Consider the following 18,454-nt stretch of genomic DNA (forward strand, 5'->3'; position numbering starts at 1 on the left):
GGGTTTGCGTCAGCCGCGCAGCAACGCTTCCAGCACCGCCATGCGCACCGCGACCCCGTTTCGCACCTGGCGCAGGATCAGCGACTGCGGGCCGTCGGCCACTTCGTCGGTGATCTCGACGCCGCGGTTGATCGGGCCCGGATGCATCACCACCGCATCCGGCTTCGCGCGCTTCAGGCGTTGCGCCGTCAGGCCGAAGTCGCGGTGATAGTCGTCGAGCGAGTCGATCAGCCCTTCTTCCATGCGCTCGCGTTGCAGGCGCAGCATCATCGCCGCGTCCACGCCGTCCAGCGCGGCATCGAAGTCGTGCGACACGACGCAGCCATCGAGCGTGCCGTCGGTGGGCAGCAGCGACGCCGGGCCGCACACGCGGATCTCGCCGACGCCCAGCGTGCGCAGCGCATGCAGGTCGGAGCGCGCGACGCGCGAATGCTTCACGTCGCCGACGATGACGACCTTCAGTTTCGAGAAGTCCGAGCCCTTCGCCTGTCGCAGCGTGAGCACGTCGAGCAGGCCCTGCGTCGGATGCGCGCTGCGGCCGTCGCCGGCGTTCAGCAGCGCGGTGCCGTCCTCCACGTGCTGCGACAGCGCGGCCACCGCGCCGTCTTCCTGGTGGCGCACGACGAAGCCGCGCACGCCCATCGCTTCCAAGTTCTTCAGCGTGTCCAGCGCGGTCTCGCCCTTGCGCGTGGACGAGGTGGACGCGTCGAAGTTCAGCACGTCCGCGCCCAGGCGCTGGGCGGCGAGCGTGAAGCTCATGCGCGTGCGCGTGGACGGTTCGAAGAACAGCGTGCACACGGCGATGCCGTCGAGCGCGCGGCGGTCGTAATGCCCGTCGGCGAAGGCCTGCGCGCGCGTAAGCAGCGCATCGAGCGCGTCGAAAGACAGGCCATCGAGCGTGAGCAGATGGCGCGGAAGGTGCGTGTGCGTGTTCATGCGGTCGGAGGCGGACTCGGCCGGGTCGATTTCGTGGAATCGGGAAGATCGGAAAGGTCCGTCGCGTCGTCGGGCGAGGCGAGCCAGCGTTCGATGATGACCGCGGCGGCAACGGCGTCGAGCGCTTCGGCATCGCGGCGACGCTTGCGGCCTTCGGCGCGATCGGACGCGAAGCGTTGCGCGGCTTCGATCGAACTCATGCGCTCGTCCACCAGCACGACGGGCAGGTGGTAACGCTGCGCGAGTTCGCGCGCGAAGGCGTGGGCGCGCTGCCGGATCGGTTGGTCGCCGCCGTCGAGCGCCATCGGGTCGCCGACGATCAGTCCATCCGGCCGCCATTCGCTGCGCAGCCGGTCGATCGACGCCCAGTCCGGACCGTGGCCGTGCACGTCGATCACCGCAAGCGCGCGTGCGCCGTGGCCGAATGCGCTGCCAACGGCCACGCCGATGCGACGCGCGCCGACGTCGAACCCGAGCACGGTGCCGTCGCGGCGGATGCTGGGCTTGTCGGGCGAGGCCGCCATCAGGCGTGACCGGCGTAGTCGGCCAGGTGCGCGAAATCGACGCCGATGCGCCCGGCGGCCGCCTGCCAGCGCGCGTCCAGCGGCAGCTCGAACAGCAATTCGGCGTCGGCCGGCGCGGTGAGCCAGTCGTTCTCGGTCAGCTCGTGTTCGAGCTGGCCCGACCCCCAGCCGGCGCAGCCCAGCGCGACGATCGCGTTGTCCGGGCCTTCGCCGCGCGCCATCGCTTCGAGGATGTCGCGCGAGGTGGTGAGGAACAGATGGTCGGTGATGGCCATCGTCGAATCCCACTGCATGCCGCCGTCGTGCAGCACGAAACCGCGCTCGGGATGCACCGGGCCGCCCGCGAGCACGGGCTGGGCGCGCAGTGTTTCGTCGCCGCTCTCCAGGCCCATCTGGCCGAGCACTTCGCCCAGCGTGTATTCCGATGCGCGGTTCACGACGATGCCCATGGCACCGTCGGCGTCGTGCTGGCAGATCAGCGCCACGCTGCGCGCGAAATTCGAGTCGGCCAGCGCGGGCAGCGCGATCAGCAGCTGGTTGGCCAGTGGCGTGGGTGTAACGGACATGGCCGCATTCTAGCCCGCCCCGCGTGATGCGTGCCGCATCGCGGCACGGCGTTAGGATGGCGACTTTCCCAAGCGCTCACGCCGCCATGCCCTCGTTCTCACAGCGTCCGCTCGTCCTGGCCTGCCTGGCCGTCGTCGCCCTCGCCGCCTGCCAGCGCGCCAACCCGCCGGAAGCCGCGCCTGCGGCGGCCGCGCCCGCGCAAAGCGCCAATGCGACGTCCTACGCCGCCGCGCACGCCGGCGACTACGCCGTGGTGCCGCTGAAGGCCGATCTCTCGCGCTTCGACGAGAACACCCGCCGCATGATCGCGTTGCTGGTGGAAGCCAGCGAAGTCACCAACGACCTGTACTGGAAGCAGTCCTGGGAAGGCGACCGCGCGGCGCTGCTGGCGCGCGCGCCCGACGACGACACGCGCGAGCTGGTCGACATCAACTTCGGCCCGTGGGATCGCCTGAACGAGGACACGCCCTTCATCGACGGCGTGGGCCCGCGCCCGCCCGGCGGCCCGTTCTACCCGGCCGACATGACCAAGGCCGAATTCGAGGCCGCGCAGCTGCCGGACAAGACCTCGAATTACACCGTGCTGCGCCGCGAGAACGGCAAGCTGGTCACCGTTGCGTATCACGTGGCGTACAAGCCCGAGCTCGAACGCATCGCGACGCTACTGCGCGAGGCCGCGAAACTCAGCGCCGACGCGTCCTTCGCCAGCTACCTGAACATGCGCGCCGACGCGCTGCTGAACGATGACTTCCGCCCCAGCGACATGGCGTGGATGGACATGAAGACCAATCCGGTCGACATCGTCATCGGTCCGATCGAAACCTACGAGGACCAGCTGTTCGGCTACAAGGCCGCGTACGAAGGACTGGTGCTGATCAAGGACGTCGAGTGGAGCCAGAAACTCGCGCGCTTCGCCAGCTTCCTTCCGGCGTTGCAGAAGGGCTTGCCGGTGGACGCGAAATACAAGGCCGAAATGCCGGGCTCGGACGCCGACCTCAACGCGTACCAGGTCGTCTATTACGGCGGCAACGCCAACGTCGGCGGCAAGACCATCGCGATCAACCTGCCCAACGACGAGGAAGTGCAGCTGAAGAAGGGCACGCGTCGCCTGCAGCTGGAGAACGTCATGCGCGCGAAGTTCGACGCGATCCTGGTGCCGATCGCCAACGAGCTGATCGCGAAGGACCAGCTCAAGCACGTCACCTTCGACGCGTTCTTCGAGGACGTGATGTTCCATGAGGTCGCGCACGGCCTGGGCATCAAGAAGACGCTCGACGGCAAGGGCACGGTCGATGAAGCGCTGAAGGAATATTCGTCGAGCTTCGAGGAAGGCAAGGCCGACATCCTCGGCCTGTACATGATCGATGCGCTCAGCCGCCAGGGCGAACTCGAACAGAGCAAGCTGATGGACGGCTACGTGACCTTCCTCGCCGGCATCCTGCGTTCGGTGCGCTTCGGCGCGAGCGATGCGCACGGCAAGGCGAACATGGTGCGCTTCAACTTCTTCGCCGAACGCGGCGCGTTCACGCGCGATGCCGACGGCCGCTACCGCGTCGACTTCGACAAGATGCGCGAGGCGATGAACGCGCTCGGCGCGAAGCTGCTCACCGTGCAGGGCGATGGCGACTACGCCGAGGCCAAGCGCATGACCGAAACGATGGGCACGATCAAGCCCGAACTGGCCGCGGACCTCGCGCGGTTGAAGGACGCGAAGATCCCGGTGGACATCCGCTTCGAGCAGGGGCTGGAGACGCTGGGCTTGCAGGAATTTTCGAGCAGGAAGTAGTTGCGGGTTGCCATCCGCCATCGAACCGTCATCCCGGCGAACGCCGGGACCTAGGCCCGTAACCTCTGATCCCGTCATTCCAGCGAAAGCTGGAACCCATGTGGATTCCGCTCTTCGTCGCGGCGGCGAGCATCGAAATGGGTTCCAGCTTTCGCTGGAATGACGGAAGGACGTTGGGGCCGCAGGCGAAGCACATTCGTACCACCAGAGAGACCCATGTCCGGCTACTGCGACCACGCCCCGGGCCACCCGCTCCACGGCCCGTACCACGACACCGAATACGGCTTCCCGCAACGCGAGGAAGCCGTGCTGTTCGAACGCCTGATCCTGGAGATCAACCAGGCCGGGCTGAGCTGGGAAACCATGCTGCGCAAGCGCGACGGCTTCCATCGCGCCTACCACGGCTTCAACGTCGACAAGGTCGCCAGGTACGGCGACAAGGATCGCGAGCGGCTGCTGGGCGATGCCGGCATCATCCGCAATCGCCTGAAGGTGGATGCCGCGATCCACAACGCGAACGTGATCCGCGGACTGCGTGCCTCGCATGGCGGCTTCGCGCAGTGGCTCGATGCGCACCTGCTCGACGATGCCGGGAAGCGTCGCGACAAGGCCGGCTGGATCAAGCTATTCAAGAAGACCTTCCGCTTCACCGGCGGCGAGATCACCAACGAGTTCCTGATGAGCCTGGGCTACCTGCCCGGCGCGCACCGCGACGATTGCCCGGTGCAGAAGAAGATCCTCAAGCTCAAGCCGCCGCTCGATCCGGCGTGGCGGCGCAAGCTCTGATCGATCGCGTCACGACGCCTGTCGCGCGAGCGCCGACAGTCGCATCTGGAGCAGTTCGGTGATCGCGCTGGGTTCGGCCGGTTTCACCAGGTGGAGGTCGAAGCCCGCGTCGCGGCTCGCCGCTTTCGCCTCCTTGCCGCCCCACCCTGTCAACGCGATCGCGACGAACGGCCGCCCGGCCGCGTCGCTGCGCATCGCGCGGCACGCTTCGAAACCGTTGAGGTCGGGCATGCCGATGTCCATCACCACCGCTTCGGGCTGCCACGCCTTCGCGCGTTCGACCGCCTGCCGCCCCTCGTAGGCGACCGCGACATCGAAGCCCGACAGCCGCAGCAGCAGCGCCAGCGTATCGGCGGACGCGCGGTTGTCGTCGACGACCAGCACGCGTTTCCAGGCGTGTTCGGCGGACGTGCGCTCGATGTCGAACGGCGCGCCCGACACGTCGAGGACGTCGCATTCGAATGTCTGCGCGTCGTCGTCCAGCGGCAGGCGCACCATGAACTCGCTGCCTTGGCCGAGGCCCGCACTGCGCGCCTGGATACGACCGCCGTGCATCAGCACCAGTTCCTTCGCCACCGCCAGACCGAGGCCAAGGCCGCTCTGCCCGCGTTCGAGCGAGGTGTCCACCTGCATGAAGCTGGCGAAGATCTGCTCGAGATGGTCGTGCGCGATGCCGATGCCGTCGTCGCGCACGCACAGCACCGCCTCGTCGCCCTCGCGCGCGAGGCACACGCGCACGTGGCCGCCTTCGGGCGTGAACTTGAGCGCGTTGCTGAGCAGGTTGCCAAGCACCTGCGTCACGCGCGTGGCATCGGCGCACGCCATCAGCGGCGTCGGCGTCAGGTCGATGGAGAGCGATCGGTTGGCCGCTTCGTACGTCGCCTGCATCGCCTCGGCGGCCACGCGCACCTCGTGCACGAGATCCACGTGGCGACGGTCCAGTTCGACCTTGCCGCGACTGATGCGGCTGATGTCGAGCAGGTCGTCCACCATCCGCACCAGGTGCCGCACCTGCCGCTCCATCATGCCGAGCGTCGCGCCGGCATCCTCGCGCTCGTTCCAGCGCCGCAACAGCTCCAGGCCCGTGCGCAGCGGCGCGAGCGGATTGCGCAGCTCGTGCGCGAGCGTGGCGAGAAACTCGTCCTTGCGGCGATCGGCCTGGCGCAGCGCGTCTTCCATGCGGCGACGGTCGGTGATGTCGCCGAACAACACGGCGACCTTCGGCGCATCCTCCGACCCCACACGGAACGCATACACGTCGAAATCGCGATCCAGCGCGTCGGCGCGGCGCTGGAAGCGCAGCGGCTGCCCGGTGCGCGCGACCTCGCCGTAGATGTCGAACCACGCCTGGTCGAGGGCCGGCGCGACCTGCCTCGCGGTGCGCCCGATCGGATCGACCAGGCCGGTCTGTCGCTCGAAGGCGGGGTTCACCTCGACGAAGCGGTAATCCACCGCGCGGCCGTTCTCGAAAATCATCTCGATCAGCGCGAAGCCCTGGTCGATGGAATCGAACAGGTGCCGGTATTTTTCCTCCGACTGCCGCAACAGTCCCGCGGCGACCTTCTGCTGCGTGATGTCCTGCGCCAGTCCGGTGATGGTGCGCACGCGGCCGTCCTCGCCGCGGGCGCCGACGGTCGCGCGATCGTGGATCCATCGCACCGAACCGTCGTCGAGCACGATCCGGTACTGCGCATCGAACGACGCGGCCTTGCCGCGCGTGAACGCCTCATGCAGCGCGCGCACGCGCTGCGCGTCGTCCGGGTGCACGCGCTGGAACCATGTCTCGCGGCGCCGCCCGGGCTCGATTGACCACAGCCGCCGGTGCGCCTCGTTGAGGTAATGCACGCGGTCCTGCGAGGTGTCCACGACGTAGAACGCCGCATCGAGATTGCGCGCGACCAGCTGGAAGCGCTCCTCGCTCTGGCGCAGCGCGGCCTCGGCACGCGCGCGTTCGACCGCGGCCCACGTGCGTTCGGCGGTTTCGCGGACGACCTCGATCTCCTCCCCGCTCCACTCGCGCGCCCGCTCGTCGCTGACGCCGAGCACGGCGATGAACCGGTGGTTCTTCACCAGCGGCACGTTAATCAGCGAGCGGATGCTCAGCGCGAGGTAGCGGTCGCGCTCGGCCGGCGTGATGCCGTCGTCGGTCCCCGCATCGGTCATCACGAAATCGTGGGCCGCGCGCAGCATGTCCATCTTCGACGGGCTGTAATCGTCCAGCCGGTAGCGGCCATCCAGGCTCTGCACGCCACGGTTGAAGCTGTCACGCACGCGGCAGTAGACGCCGTTGTGCTCCACCTCGCCGTAATAACCGCGATTGGTGTCCAGGTGGTCGGCGAGCAGTTCCATCGCCGTGCGCATGATCGCGCCGGCGTCGGCAAGCGGCCGCAGCGCATCGCCGAGCGCGACGAGGAACCGCTGCGTCCGCGCGCCGGCGCGCAGCACCGCTTCGGCCTGCTTGCGTTCGGTGATGTCCATGGCGATGCCGTCCATGCGGACCGGGCGGAGCGGAACGCCTTCGAACGAGGTCTGCCCGCTGATCGCCACCCAGCGCACTTCGCCATCGGGTCGCAGGATGCGGATGTCCTCGCGAAGCATGCCGTCGCCGGACGGATCGATCGCACGCTCCGCCGCCGCGCCATAGCGCTCGCGGTCGTCGGGATGGAGCAGCGACGACAACGCCTCGACCATGCTCATCGTGGTGTTCGGCGGCAGTCCGAACAGGGCGAGCAGCCTCGCATCGGGCTCGCCGCGATCCTCCATCGGATACCAGATGAAGCTGCCCATGCCCGCCGCATCCAGCGCGAGCTGGATACGAAGGTCGCCCGACCGCGCCGGATCGTCGCGGCGTTCCAGGCTATGGGAGGTTACGGCCATCCGGCGGGGTCTCGGGCGCATGCACGTGCCACATCGTCGCGCACGCGGGTGCAGGGCGCCGTCAACGTGTGCTGCCTCGGTCCCGGCTTCGCCCTTGAAGATGAAGCGACGGTTCAGCCGCCGCCGGGCGCCGGCATGAACGCGGCGCCCGCTGAGTGCCCGGGGCGCACGTCCGCCGTCTCGTCCCGGTACGTGCCCAGGCGCTCCACCAGCGACTCGCTCGCCTGGTTGAGGCCGACGACCTCGACGCGCGCGCCGTGCTTGCGCAGTTTCAGTACCACGCGATCCAGCGCGGCGACAGCGCTGGTCCCGGAAATGCGCGCGGGTGAGATCGATCACCACCCGCTCCGGTGCATGCAGGTAGTCGAAGCGGTTGGCGAACTGGATCGCGCTGGCGAAAAACACTTCGCCGTGGACCTCGTACACGTGCGCGTCGTCGTGCCCGACGCGATCTTCCACGCGCAGCATCGAACTGGCGCGGCGCGCGAACGACAGCGCCGTCAGCAGCACGCCGGTGATGACGCCCTTGGCGAGGCCCTGCGTCGCCACGGTGACGATCACCGTGTCGATGTGGCGCAGCGCAAGTCGGGGCGGCGCCGCGACATGGAACGGGCCCGACGCGGGGGCGCCATCTCATCTCGGCCGGCCGCGGCGCTCGACGTTGCGGTGGCGTGCATCGCGAGAACGTTCGCTTGGCGTGACGGAACCGGTACCCATCTCGCGCGCGCGCAAGCGACGACGCGCGCTTGGGGCGCTCGCCACGCAAACCTGGCGCGCTCACACCGGCCTCGGCGGCGAGGTGTACCGTAGCTGCGTCATCCGGGTCGTGCACGAATGTCGAACCCTTCAGGACAGCCGCAGGTCGCCCCAACGCCTCCCCTCACGCCGGTCGTGTCCGACGCGGCGCCGCTCACCGCCACCCAGTTGGCCGACACGGTCCTGCTGCACCAGATCAGCGCCGAGCTCATCAACCAGGAAGACGGCGACGTCATCTACCGCAAGCTGGTGGATGCGGCGATGGCGATCATGCGGTCGGAGTTCGGCAGCCTGCAGGTGCTCGAAACCGGCGCGCACGGCCCCCAGTTGCGGCTGATGGTGGCGCGCGGTTTCCCGGAAGAAGCCGAGCGGTTCTGGAGCCTGGTGCGTTCCGATTCGTCCTGCGCGTGCGGCGCGGCACTGCGCAAGGGCGGACGCGTGATGTCCAGCGACATCCTCGCCGACGCGGTCGCCTCCGACGAGGACCTCGCGATGTACCGCCGCGTCGGCATGGTCGCGGTGCAATGCACGCCGCTGCTGACGCGAAGCGGGCGATTGCTCGGCATGCTCGCCACGCACTGGCGCAGCGGCTACGAGCCCTCGGCCGACCAGTTCCGCCTGTTCGACATCCTGGTGCGCCAGGCCGCGGACCTGCTCGAACGCAGCCAGACCGACGCGCAGCTGCGCGAGCGCGAGGCCTGGATGGCCGGCCAGAAGGAAGCCATGCAGGCCGCGATGGACGGCGCGCCGCTGGCGGTGTCGCTCGGCGTGCTCGTGCGCACGGCCACCGAACAGCTCGACGACGGCGTGCGCGCGGCGTTCTACCTGTCCGATGCTCAAGGCGAAACCCTCAACCACATCGTCGGCATGGGCGATGCGTACGCCGAGGCGGTGAACGGGCTGCGCATCGGCCCGGAATCGCTCGCGTGCGGGATCGCCACCGCGACCGGCGAGCCGGTGCTGACCGCCGACGTGCGCGAGGATCCGCGCTGGGAACCGTGGCTGTGGCTCGCCGAACGTTTCGGTTATCGCGCGTGCTGGAGTTTCCCGATCCATACCGCCGCGGGCACCTTCGTCGGCACCTTCGCGCTGTACTGGCCGACGCCGTGCGAAGCCACGCCGCGGCATATCGAACTGGTCGGGCGCGTCACGCAGACGGCCGCGATCATCATCTCGCGCGACATCGAAGCCACGGCGCGACGCCGCACCGCCGCCGCGTTGCGCGAAAGCGAGGCCGCGCTGCGCGACGCCGCGCGCCGCAAGGACGAGTTCCTCGCGATGCTCGCGCACGAACTGCGCAACCCGATCGCGGCGATCCGCAACGCGAGCTACCTGCTGCTCAACAGCCCCGACGCGCTGGCCACCGCACGGTGTTCGGCGCTGATCGACCGGCAGGTGACGCTGCTCACCGACCTGGTGAACGACCTGCTCGACGTGTCGCGCATCACGCGCGGGCTGATCACGCTGCGGCAGGAACCGTGCGACCTGCAGTCCATCGTCGACAACGCCCTGGCCAGCCTGCAGCCGATGATCGCCGGCAAGTGCCACGAACTCGAATTCGCCGCGACCGCGCAGCCGGTGCAGGTGCTCGGCGACGCCGGTCGGCTGGAGCAGATCGCACTCAACCTCGTCGGCAACGCGGTGAAGTACACCGACCCGGGCGGGCGCATCCGCGTGGAAGGCGGCGACGCCGAACTGCGCGTGAGCGACAACGGCATCGGCATGTCGCCCGACGTCGCCGGACGCGTGTTCGACCTGTTCGCACAGGCCGAGCGCGGGCTCGCGCGGTCGCAGGGCGGCCTCGGCGTGGGCCTGACGATCGTTAGGCAACTGGTGGAATTGCACGGCGGCACCGTGCGTGCGCACAGCAGCGGGCCGGGCGAAGGGTCGGAGTTCGTCGTGCGTTTGCCGCTGGTATCGCGCGATGCGGTGCACGACGACGCGCCGAGCGAACCCGCGCACGCCGGCGCGCTGGCCGCGCGGCGCATCCTGGTGGTGGACGACCGCGAGGATTACGCCGATTCGCTCGCCGCACTGCTGGACATCCAGGGCGCGCAGGTGCGCACCGCGCGCAACGGTGCTGGCGCGCTCGATCTGGTCGCGCGATGGCGGCCGGACATCGTCCTGCTCGACCTGGGCCTGCCGGACATCGACGGCTTCGAAGTGGCCCGTCGCATACGCCTGGCGCCCGGCGGCGATGCGGTGCATCTGGTCGCCATCAGCGGTTACGGCCAGCCCGATGACGTGCAGCACGCGCGCGATGCGGGCTTCGACCGGCATTTCATCAAGCCGGTGGACATCCCGGACCTGATGCAGTGGCTGCAGGCGTCCGCCCGCACGCGGTCGAATGCGGCGGTGTCGTGAGGCTTGCTGGTACCGCGACGTAGCACGCGCTGGGCGACTGCCCGTCATTCCCGCGAAGGTGGGAATCCAGCAGGCAGGCGTGTCATGGCTGACGAATGACGCGATGGGTCGATTGCGCGGATGCCTCAGGCACCCGTCATTCCCGCGAAGGCGGGAATCCAGCAGGCAGGCGTGTCATGGCTGACGAATGACGCGATGGGTCGATTGCGGGGAGCCACGGGCCGAAGGGGTGACGCGGAAGCGTGGAACGTCCCCGGATCCCCGCCGTCGCGGGATGACGATCAAACGTCCACGTCGCTGCCGCGCAATAAGAAAAGCCCCGCATGCGCGGGGCTTTCATCTATCGCGAACCGGCACCGGAACGGAACCGGACCTCAGCGGACCTGCGCCAGCTCCACGCCGTCGAGGCCGGCCGCCAGCGTGCGCGCGTCCCCGCCCTGCGCGAGCTTGATGCGCAGGCGCACCTCGTTCTGCGAGTCGGCGTAACGCAGCGCGTCCTCGTAGGAGATGTCGCCGGCCTGGTAAAGCTCGAACAGCGCCTGGTCGAAGGTCTTCATGCCCAGCTGCACGGATTCCTTCATCAGTTCCTTGAGCTTGTGGATCTCGCCGTCGCGGATGTAGTCCTGCACCAGCGGCGTGCCCAGCAGGATTTCCATCGCGACGCGACGGCCCTTGCCGTCCGGCGTCGGGATCAGCTGCTGCGCGACCACGCCCTTGAGGTTGAGCGAAAGATCCATCAGCAGCTGCTGGCGGCGGTCTTCCGGGAAGAAGTTGATGATGCGGTCCATCGCCTGGTTGGCGTTGTTCGCGTGCAGCGTGCACAGCACCAGGTGGCCGGTTTCGGCGAACGCGATGGCGTGGTCCATGCCTTCGCGCGTGCGCACCTCGCCGATCATGATCACGTCCGGCGCCTGGCGCAGCGTGTTCTTCAGCGCCGCTTCCCAGCTGTCGGTGTCGATGCCCACTTCGCGCTGCGTGATGATGCAGCCCTCGTGCTTGTGCACGAATTCGATCGGGTCCTCGATGGTGATGATGTGGCCGGTCGAGTTCATGTTGCGATAGCCGATCATCGCCGCCAGCGAGGTCGACTTACCGGTACCGGTGGCACCGACGAAGATGATGATGCCGCGCTTGGTCATCGCCAGCGTCTTGATCACCGGCGGCAGGTTCAGCTCCTCCACCGTCGGGATCTTGGTCTCGATGCGACGCAGCACCATGCCGACCTGGTTGCGCTGGTAGAAGCAGCTCACGCGGAAGCGGCCGACGCCCGCAACGCCGATGGCGAAGTTGCACTCGTGCGTCTTCTCGAACTCCTCGCGCTGCTGCGGGTTCATCACGTTGAGCACCATGTCGCGGGACTGCTGCGGCGTCAGCGCGTTCTGGGTGATCGGCGAGATCTTGCCGTGCACCTTCATCGACGGCGGCATGCCGGCGGTGATGAACAGGTCGGACGCCTTCTGGTGCGCCATCAGCTTCAGGAACGAGGTGAAGTCGACGGCGCCGGTGGCGGCGCTGGCGGCGGGCGTGGTGCCGTTGGTGCTGGTGTTCATGCGTTTTCCCCTATGACGGGAATCGGGAATGGAGCTCGGGGAATCGCAAGGGCCAATGCCCGCATTCCCGCTTCCACGCCCGCCTCCCGGCGTTCAACGATTCCGATTCCCGAATCCCCGGTTTCCGGCTTACTCGAACAAGCGCTTGTCCTTCGCGTATTCCTTCGCCTGCGGACGCAGGATGAGGCCGCGCTTGACGAGGTCCTGCAGGTGCTGGTCGAGCGTCATCATTCCGTAGTTCTGGCCGGTCTGGATCGCCGAGTACATCTGCGCGACCTTGTCTTCGCGGATCAGGTTACGGATGGCCGGGATGCCGACCATGATTTCCCATGCCGCGGTACGACCGCCGCCGACCTTCTTCAACAGCGACTGCGAGATCACCGCGCGCAGCGATTCGGACAGCATCGAGCGCACCATCGGCTTTTCGCCGGCGGGGAACACGTCGATGATGCGGTCCACCGTCTTGGCCGCCGACGAGGTGTGCAGCGTGCCGAACACCAGGTGGCCGGTTTCCGCGGCAGTCAGCGCCAGGCGGATGGTTTCCAGGTCGCGCAACTCGCCGACGAGGATGTAGTCGGGGTCTTCGCGAAGCGCCGAACGCAGCGCCTCGTTGAAGCCGTGCGTGTCGCGGTGCACCTCGCGCTGGTTGATCAGGCACTTCTGCGAGGTGTGCACGAATTCGATCGGATCCTCGACGGAGAGGATGTGGCCGTATTCGTTCTTGTTGATGTGGTCGATCATCGCCGCCAGCGTGGTCGACTTGCCCGAACCGGTCGGGCCGGTCACCAGGATCAGGCCCTGCGGCTGCTGGATGAGCTCGCGGAAGATCGGCGGGCAGGCCAGATCGTCCAGCGTGAGCACTTCCGACGGAATCGTACGGAAGACCGCGCCGGCGCCGCGGTTCTGGTTGAACGCGTTGACGCGGAAGCGCGCCAGGCCGGGAATTTCGAACGAGAAGTCGACCTCGAGGAATTCCTCGTAGTCGCGGCGCTGCTTGTCCGACATGATGTCGTACACCAGCGCGTGCACCTGCTTGTGGTCCAGCGCCGGGATGTTGATGCGGCGCACGTCGCCGTCCACGCGGATCATCGGCGGCAGGCCGGCGGACAGATGCAGGTCGGATGCTTTGTTCTTGACCGAGAACGCCAGAAGTTCGGCGATATCCATGCGTGCTCCCCTGCACTTCTGGAGTGAAACTGTGGAACGGAACTACCCCTGGACCGCAGTATAGCCCTCCCCCCTTGCCCCTTTTCCAGCACTTTCTACGGGAATTGAGACGTGCGCGCGCGCGCCCTGAAGGACATCCTGCTCCAGCTCCAGAACGCGGCGGCCCGGGCCGGTCGGCCAGAGCCGCGCCTGCTCGCAGTCAGCAAGACCCAGGATGCGACGGCCGTCGCGGAATTGGCCAATGCCGGCCAGCGGGCCTTCGGCGAGAACTACGTCCAGGAGGCCATGGCCAAGGCGGCCGCGCTGGAAGGGCGCGGGCTGGAGTGGCACCTCATCGGCCACCTCCAGTCGAACAAGGCCAAAGAGGCCGCGGCGATCTTCGACTGGGTCCAGACGGTGGACCGGCCCAAGCTGGTGGAGGCGCTGGCCCGGCATCGCGCCGACGACCGCCCGCCGCTCAACGTGCTGATCCAGGTGAACATCGACGACGAGGCCAGCAAGCACGGCTGCCAGCCGGACGACGTCCCCGCCCTCGCGCGGGCCATCGCCACCCAGCCCCGCCTGCACCTGCGCGGGCTGATGGTCATCCCGACCCCGCATCCGGACCCCGAACAGCGACGCGACGCCTTCCGCCGCACGCACGCGCTGTTCGACGCGCTGCGCGCCGGATACCCGGCCGTCGACACGCTCTCGATGGGCATGAGCGACGACCACGCCATCGCGATCGCCGAGGGCGCCACGATGGTGCGGATCGGCACGGCGCTGTTCGGCGCGCGGCCGCGCAAGGACGCATAGCCCCGAACGCGGGCCGGCATTGCCGTCGTTCGCGCGTTGGTATCCTGCCCGCATGAACGATTCCGCTTCCCGTACCCCGACCGTCGCCTTCATCGGCGGCGGCAACATGGCCCGCAGCCTGATCGGCGGCCTCGTCGCGCGCGGCCGACCCGCCGACGCGATCCGCGTCGCCGAACCCGTCGCCGCACTGCGCGACGGCCTGCAGCAGGACTTCGGCGTGACCTGCGCCGAGCACGCCACCGCCGCGGCCGAAGGCGCCGACGTGTGGGTGCTGGCGGTCAAGCCGCAGGTGATGCGCGAGGTCAGCGCCGCACTGGTCCCGCTCGCGCAGGCAAGGCGCCCGCTGGTGGTGTCGATCGCCGCCGGCATCACCACCGCGCAGCTGGAGCGCTGGCTCGGCGGCGACCTGCCCGTCGTGCGCGCGATGCCGAACACGCCCGCGCTGCTCGGCGCCGGCATCACCGGCCTGTTCGCCAACGCGCGCACGTCCGACGCGCAGCGCGCCGATGCGGACGCGCTGCTCGACGCGGTCGGCCCGACGGTGTGGATCGATGACGAGGCCACGATGGACGCGGTCACCGCCGTTTCGGGCAGCGGCCCGGCCTACGTGTTCCTGCTCGCCGAGGCGATGCAGGCGGCGGGCGTCGCGCAGGGCCTGTCGCCCGACGCCGCGCGCGCGCTCGTGCAGCAGACGCTGCTCGGCGCGGCGACGATGCTGGTCAAGCAGGCCGAACCCGCCGACGTGCTGCGCGCCCGCGTCACTTCGCCCGGCGGCACCACGCAGGCAGCGATCGAAACCTTCGAAGCGGGCGGTTTCCGCGAACTCGTCGGCCGCGCGATCGCCGCGGCGACGCAGCGCGGCCGCCAGCTGTCCGCCGCGAACGACTGAACCCGACCGGAGCGAACCATGCGCCACGTCCTCGCCTTGTCCCTGTCCGCCAGCCTCGCGCTCGCCGCCTGCGGCGGCAGCAGTGCACCGCCCGCGCCGCCTTCGCCGCCGTCGGGCGCGTCCGCAACGCAGGAGGCGGTCAGCCGCATCGGCGACGTCACGATCCGCGCTTCCGCGATCCCGACCTCCAGCCTGAGCGAACAGGTCGCGCGCCAGTACGGCATCGCGCGCGGCGACGACACCGTGATGCTGCTCATCGGCGTGCGCCGTGGCGACAGCGCGCAGGAAACCGCATTGCCGGCGCAGATCATCGCCACCGCGACCGACCTGCGCGGCCGCAAGCACGTCATCGACATGCGCGAACTGCGCAGCGGCGAAGGCGCGGCGGCGTTGCTCGATTACGTCGGCACGGTGGACGTGTCCCCGCCCGACACGTTGCGCTTCGACGTGCAGATCGTCCGCGAAGGCGGCGCGACCTCGCAGATGCAGTTCAGCCGGGATGTTTATCCGCGGTGATGGCGGCGTAGTGCAGCGAAGCGCCGGGACCATCGTCATCCCGGCGAAGGCCGGGACCCAGGCCCGTAACGCTCGGGCTCTCTCATGGTGGCGGAACACTGCCCGTTGGGACCGCGCTTGACCGGACACGAGAGCGACACACCGGGAACATCGACATCCCGGCGAAGGCCGGGACCCAGGCCCGCAACGCACAGGCACCCTCATCTCGCAAACCACCTGCCGTCATTCCAGCGAAAGCTGAAACCCATCTGCTCTTGTAGCCCGGGTAAGCGAAGCGCACCCGGGGTTTCGTCGCACTGTCCCGTTGGGACCGCGCTTGACCGGGCACGAGAGCGACACAGCGCAATATCGTCATCCCGGCGAAGGCCGGGACCCAGGCCCGTATCACACGGGCACTCTCGTCTCGCAAACCACCTGCCGTCATTCCAGCGAAAGCTGGAACCCATCTGCTCTTGTAGCCCGGGTAAGCGAAGCGCACCCGGGGCGGAGGAGTGGTCGCGTCCCCGGGTGCGCTTCGCTTACCCGGGCTACAAAGGCTGAGCGCTTGCTGTTGCTGTTGCTGTTGCTGTTGAACCGCCAATCAAATCACTAGCCCCAACGGGCGCCGCAAAGGGTGTACGGCGGTGAGCGCTGAGCCATGAAGTGATGATCTGAAGAGCAACGGGAAAGCGTGGAACGTCCCTGGATCCCCGCCTTCGCGGGGATGACGATCAAGAGCGGAAGCGACGCGACGCGGCACGGCGAGAGCAAGAGCAAGAGCAAGAGCAAGAGCAAGAGCGAGAGCGAGAGCGAGAGCGAGAGCGACATCAACATGGGTTCCAGCTTTCGCTGGAATGACGGTGAGGTTGTTCCGCCACCATGAGAGAGCCCGAGCGTTACGGGCCTGGGTCCCGGCTTTCGCCGGGATGACGATCAAGAGCAGGAGCGAAGCCTACGAGCGACGCGCAAGGCAAGAGCAGAGCAGAGCAAGAGCAGAGCAAGAGCAGAGCAAGATCAAAATGGGTTCCAGCTTTCGCTGGAATGACGGTGAGGTTGTTCCGTCGCCAGCCGCAACATGGGCAACGCCAAACCAGAAAGCGATCGTCACCGCCGCCCGGCCCACTCCCGTATCACCTTCGCCATCTCCCCCACCCCATCCGTCAGCGCTGCCGGGCCCGGTTGCAGGATGATCGGCGACTTGATCTCGTGCAGCTCGCCGTCGCGCACGGCGGGAATCGCGTCCCAGCCCGCGCGGGCGGCGACCTTTTCCGGGCGGAACTTCTTGCCGCACCACGACCCCAGGACGATGTCCGGCGCGCGTCGCACCACTTCGAACGGGTCTTCCAGAATGCGTTGCTTCGCCAGCGATTCGGCCGCGCGCTCGGGGAAGATGTCGTCGCCGCCGGCGATGCGCACCAGTTCGGCGACCCACTGGATGCCGCTGATCAGCGGCTCGTCCCATTCCTCGAAATACACCTTCGGGCGCTGCGGCAACGTCGCGGCCCGCGCGGCGATGTCGTCGAGCCCGCGCGCGAGTCCATCCGCGTACGCGTTCGCGCGATCGGCCGCGCCGACCAGCGCGCCGAGGCGGCGCACGTAGTCGATGATGCCGTCCACGCTGCGGTGGTTGCTGATCCACACCTCGACGCCGTGGCGGATCAGCTCGCCGGCGATCTCCGCCTGGATGTCGGAAAACCCGATGACGAAGTCGGGCTTGAGCTTGAGGATCTCGCCGATCTTCGCGCTGGTGAACGCGCTGACTTTCGGCTTTTCCTTCCGCGCGATCGCCGGGCGCACGGTGAAACCGCTGATGCCGACGATGCGGTCCTGTTCGCCCAGCGCGTAAAGCGTTTCGGTCGGCTCCTCGGTGAGGCAGACGATGCGGCGCGGACCATGCGTCATCGCGGCGCTCCCGGCAGAAGCTTGCGGAAGTACACCACGCGCTCGGTTTCCTCGAATCCGTACGCCGCGTGCGCGGCGTGGCTTTGCAGGTTGTCGATCAGCGCGTCCGATGCGAGTTCGCTGCAGCCCTGCCCGCGCGTCCATTCCTCGACCGCCGCGACCAGCGCGCGACCGACGCCGCTGCGCCGCCAGGCTTCGACCACGTAGAGGCCTTCGAGGAAACCGACCGGCGAGGTTTCGGTGCCGTTGACGTAATCGCGGCGCAGGCCCGCTTCGGCGAAGGCGATAGCGCGGTCGTCCGCGTCGAACGCCAGCCACGTCGCCGCGTCGTCGCGCTGCAACTGCGCGCGAAGCTCGTCCAGCGTCTCGTCCGCATCCGGCCACAGCGCGATGCGCAGCGCGTGCCACGCCGCGACATCGCCTGCCGCCGCGCGACGCACCGCGACCGCGTCGCTCACGGGAACAGCATCCGGCGATGCCAGTCGCCGGCGACGTCGCGCTCGTAGGCCTGGCGTTCGTGCAGACGGAAATTCGCGCCGTACCAGAATTCGATGGTGTCCGGCTTCACGCGAAGTCCCGTCCAGCGCGGCGGACGCGGCACGTCGCGGCCTTCGAATTCGCGATCGGCCTGCGCCAGACGCTCCTCGAACTGCTCGCGCGCTTCCAGCGTTTCGGACTGTTTCGACGCCCACGCGCCGAGCTGGCTGCCACGCGGACGCGACGCGAAATACGCGTCGGCTTCCTCGTCGCTCACGATCTCGACCGGCCCTTCGATGCGCACCTGCACGCCGTCGCGCACGCGCGGCCAGTGGAACAGCAGCGCCGCATGCGGATTGGCCTGCAGTTCGCGGCCCTTGCGTCCGTCCAGGTGCGTGTAGAACACGAACCCGCGCGCGTCGTGCGCCTTGAGCAGCACCGTGCGCGCGGACGGTCGCGCGTCGAGGCTGGCGGTGGCAACCGTCATCGCGGTCCGGTCGGGCTCGCCGGCACGTTGCGCTTCGTCGAACAGCACGTCGAACGTGGCGAGGGCTTCTTTGAGCAGGTCGGGCGTGTCCATTGC

General features: G+C 68.4%; 16 protein-coding genes and 1 pseudogene. 7 read left to right on the forward strand and 10 right to left on the reverse strand.

The features are described from left to right. Positions 1-9: 9 nt before the first annotated feature. From LA521A_RS14705 to LA521A_RS14715, 3 genes are read right to left on the reverse strand one after another with little or no spacing between them, the layout of a single operon-like run. Entirely contained in the window at positions 10-936 is a 927-nt protein-coding gene (locus LA521A_RS14705) for an aspartate carbamoyltransferase catalytic subunit (protein WP_281779614.1), read from the reverse strand. Further along, positions 933-1,460, reverse strand: a complete 528-nt coding sequence (ruvX, locus tag LA521A_RS14710) for a Holliday junction resolvase RuvX (RefSeq protein ID WP_281779615.1) — start codon at positions 1,458-1,460, stop codon at positions 933-935. Before ruvX ends, LA521A_RS14705 begins: the two co-directional genes overlap by 4 nt. Then, the gene (locus LA521A_RS14715; RefSeq protein WP_206861438.1) at positions 1,460-2,026 is read right to left on the reverse strand and encodes a YqgE/AlgH family protein; all 567 of its coding nucleotides are present in this window, start codon (positions 2,024-2,026) and stop codon (positions 1,460-1,462) included. Before LA521A_RS14715 ends, ruvX begins: the two co-directional genes overlap by 1 nt. An 86-nt stretch (positions 2,027-2,112) precedes the next feature. Between LA521A_RS14715 and LA521A_RS14720 the strand changes: the two genes are divergently transcribed. Next, complete coding sequence (locus LA521A_RS14720) at positions 2,113-3,813, forward strand: dipeptidyl-peptidase 3 family protein (RefSeq protein WP_281779616.1); 1,701 nt, start codon at positions 2,113-2,115, stop codon at positions 3,811-3,813. A 216-nt stretch (positions 3,814-4,029) separates the two neighbouring features. After that, positions 4,030-4,599 (forward strand): DNA-3-methyladenine glycosylase I, encoded by a 570-nt coding sequence (locus LA521A_RS14725; protein WP_281779617.1) that lies wholly within the window; start codon positions 4,030-4,032, stop codon positions 4,597-4,599. A 9-nt stretch (positions 4,600-4,608) separates the two neighbouring features. Here LA521A_RS14725 and LA521A_RS14730 read toward each other — a convergent pair whose 3' ends face one another. Next, a complete protein-coding gene (locus LA521A_RS14730; RefSeq protein ID WP_281779618.1) occupies positions 4,609-7,476 on the reverse strand; it encodes an ATP-binding protein in 2,868 nt (955 codons plus the stop codon). A gap of 113 nt (positions 7,477-7,589) precedes the next feature. Then, positions 7,590-8,046: pseudogene (locus LA521A_RS19040) on the reverse strand (STAS domain-containing protein); the annotation flags it as partial. 264 nt (positions 8,047-8,310) lie between these two features. Here LA521A_RS19040 and LA521A_RS14745 point away from each other — a divergent pair. Next, positions 8,311-10,596: a hybrid sensor histidine kinase/response regulator gene (locus tag LA521A_RS14745; RefSeq protein WP_281779621.1), complete on the forward strand. Its 2,286-nt coding sequence runs from the start codon at positions 8,311-8,313 to the stop codon at positions 10,594-10,596. Between the two features lie 374 nt (positions 10,597-10,970). Here the strand turns inward: LA521A_RS14745 and LA521A_RS14750 are convergent, their stop codons facing one another. Further along, entirely contained in the window at positions 10,971-12,146 is a 1,176-nt protein-coding gene (locus tag LA521A_RS14750) for a PilT/PilU family type 4a pilus ATPase (protein ID WP_281779622.1), read from the reverse strand. 129 nt (positions 12,147-12,275) lie between these two features. Continuing rightward, a complete protein-coding gene (locus LA521A_RS14755; RefSeq protein WP_281779623.1) occupies positions 12,276-13,313 on the reverse strand; it encodes a type IV pilus twitching motility protein PilT in 1,038 nt (345 codons plus the stop codon). Between the two features lie 111 nt (positions 13,314-13,424). On the opposite strand from LA521A_RS14755, the gene LA521A_RS14760 reads away from it, so the two are divergent. From LA521A_RS14760 to LA521A_RS14775, 4 genes are all read left to right on the forward strand, one after another. Beyond that, a complete protein-coding gene (locus LA521A_RS14760; RefSeq protein WP_281779624.1) occupies positions 13,425-14,108 on the forward strand; it encodes a YggS family pyridoxal phosphate-dependent enzyme in 684 nt (227 codons plus the stop codon). Between the two features lie 52 nt (positions 14,109-14,160). Beyond that, on the forward strand, positions 14,161-14,997 hold the full coding sequence (gene proC / locus LA521A_RS14765) for a pyrroline-5-carboxylate reductase (protein ID WP_281779625.1): 837 nt from the start codon (positions 14,161-14,163) through the stop codon (positions 14,995-14,997). A gap of 18 nt (positions 14,998-15,015) precedes the next feature. Then, entirely contained in the window at positions 15,016-15,513 is a 498-nt protein-coding gene (locus tag LA521A_RS14770; protein ID WP_281779626.1) for a DUF4426 domain-containing protein, read from the forward strand. 670 nt (positions 15,514-16,183) lie between these two features. Then, a complete protein-coding gene (locus LA521A_RS14775) occupies positions 16,184-16,375 on the forward strand; it encodes a hypothetical protein (protein WP_281779627.1) in 192 nt (63 codons plus the stop codon). 221 nt (positions 16,376-16,596) lie between these two features. Here the strand turns inward: LA521A_RS14775 and LA521A_RS14780 are convergent, their stop codons facing one another. The 3 genes from LA521A_RS14780 to pdxH are packed head-to-tail and all read right to left on the reverse strand — an operon-like array spanning position 16,597 to position 18,451. Then, positions 16,597-17,394, reverse strand: a complete 798-nt coding sequence (locus LA521A_RS14780; RefSeq protein ID WP_281779628.1) for a cobalamin-binding protein — start codon at positions 17,392-17,394, stop codon at positions 16,597-16,599. Next, positions 17,391-17,852 (reverse strand): aminoglycoside 6'-N-acetyltransferase, encoded by a 462-nt coding sequence (gene aac(6'), locus LA521A_RS14785; protein WP_281779629.1) that lies wholly within the window; start codon positions 17,850-17,852, stop codon positions 17,391-17,393. Before aac(6') ends, LA521A_RS14780 begins: the two co-directional genes overlap by 4 nt. Continuing rightward, on the reverse strand, positions 17,849-18,451 hold the full coding sequence (pdxH, locus tag LA521A_RS14790; protein WP_281779630.1) for a pyridoxamine 5'-phosphate oxidase: 603 nt from the start codon (positions 18,449-18,451) through the stop codon (positions 17,849-17,851). The genes aac(6') and pdxH overlap by 4 nt, the downstream gene beginning before the upstream one ends. Positions 18,452-18,454 lie beyond the last annotated feature (3 nt).

Source organism: Lysobacter auxotrophicus (assembly GCF_027924565.1).
Taxonomy (GTDB): Bacteria; Pseudomonadota; Gammaproteobacteria; order Xanthomonadales; family Xanthomonadaceae; genus Lysobacter_J; species Lysobacter_J auxotrophicus.

Excerpts from the sequence above, each read along its gene's own strand:
- LA521A_RS14705 (WP_281779614.1), bottom strand. The coding sequence starts at position 936 with ATGAACACGCACACGCACCTTCCGCGCCATCTGCTCACGCTCGATGGC.
- ruvX (WP_281779615.1), bottom strand. The coding sequence starts at position 1,460 with ATGGCGGCCTCGCCCGACAAGCCCAGCATCCGCCGCGACGGCACCGTG.
- LA521A_RS14715 (WP_206861438.1), bottom strand. The coding sequence starts at position 2,026 with ATGTCCGTTACACCCACGCCACTGGCCAACCAGCTGCTGATCGCGCTG.
- LA521A_RS14720 (WP_281779616.1), top strand. The coding sequence starts at position 2,113 with ATGCCCTCGTTCTCACAGCGTCCGCTCGTCCTGGCCTGCCTGGCCGTC.
- LA521A_RS14725 (WP_281779617.1), top strand. The coding sequence starts at position 4,030 with ATGTCCGGCTACTGCGACCACGCCCCGGGCCACCCGCTCCACGGCCCG.
- LA521A_RS14730 (WP_281779618.1), bottom strand. The coding sequence starts at position 7,476 with ATGGCCGTAACCTCCCATAGCCTGGAACGCCGCGACGATCCGGCGCGG.
- LA521A_RS14745 (WP_281779621.1), top strand. The coding sequence starts at position 8,311 with ATGTCGAACCCTTCAGGACAGCCGCAGGTCGCCCCAACGCCTCCCCTC.
- LA521A_RS14750 (WP_281779622.1), bottom strand. The coding sequence starts at position 12,146 with ATGAACACCAGCACCAACGGCACCACGCCCGCCGCCAGCGCCGCCACC.
- LA521A_RS14755 (WP_281779623.1), bottom strand. The coding sequence starts at position 13,313 with ATGGATATCGCCGAACTTCTGGCGTTCTCGGTCAAGAACAAAGCATCC.
- proC (WP_281779625.1), top strand. The coding sequence starts at position 14,161 with ATGAACGATTCCGCTTCCCGTACCCCGACCGTCGCCTTCATCGGCGGC.
- LA521A_RS14770 (WP_281779626.1), top strand. The coding sequence starts at position 15,016 with ATGCGCCACGTCCTCGCCTTGTCCCTGTCCGCCAGCCTCGCGCTCGCC.
- LA521A_RS14780 (WP_281779628.1), bottom strand. The coding sequence starts at position 17,394 with ATGACGCATGGTCCGCGCCGCATCGTCTGCCTCACCGAGGAGCCGACC.
- pdxH (WP_281779630.1), bottom strand. The coding sequence starts at position 18,451 with ATGGACACGCCCGACCTGCTCAAAGAAGCCCTCGCCACGTTCGACGTG.